General features: G+C 50.6%; 1 protein-coding gene. It reads left to right on the top strand.

Features of this window, described 5'->3' with window-relative positions; translation table 11 throughout:
• Nucleotides 1-605: Ig-like domain-containing protein (locus NL42_RS17950; RefSeq protein ID WP_461313788.1), on the top strand; the 605-nt coding region annotated here is incomplete at both ends.

The raw sequence follows: 605 nt of genomic DNA, 5'->3' as shown, positions 1-605 counted from the left end.
TGCACTTGCGGCAGGTGAAACAGCGAACATTACCTTCACGTTCAGTGAGGCAGTGACTGGCTTTGATGCAACAGATATCACTTTAGTCGGCGGTACCTTAGGTGCATTGACGACAACAGACAACATCACTTGGACAGCAGTGTTTACGCCAGATGGCACAGGCACCGCACCAAGCATTACTGTAGCTGATGGTAGTTACACCGATGTGTTGGGTAACCCGGGTACAGGCGATGTGCTTGATGGTACAGACGGCTTTGTTGTAGATATTGTGCCACCAACCCTTGCGATTACTGCGGATGACCTTGCACTTGCGGCAGGCGAAACAGCGAACATCACCTTCACGTTCAGTGAAGCAGTGGCAGGCTTTGATGCAACTGATATCACCCTAGTTGGCGGTACCTTAGGTGCATTGACGACAACAGACAACATCACTTGGACAGCAGTATTTACGCCAGATGGCACAGGCACAGCACCAAGCATCAGTGTGGCGGATAATACTTACACAGACCTTGCAGGTAACTTGGGTACAGGTGACGTACTTGATGGTACAGATGGCTTCGTTGTAGATATTGTGCCACCGACGCTTGCGATCAGTGCAACTGACC

Source organism: Acinetobacter sp. GN11 (assembly GCF_054823985.1).
The sequence above is the reverse complement of the archived record's forward strand: the minus strand, read 5'-3'. Positions and strand labels throughout refer to the sequence as shown.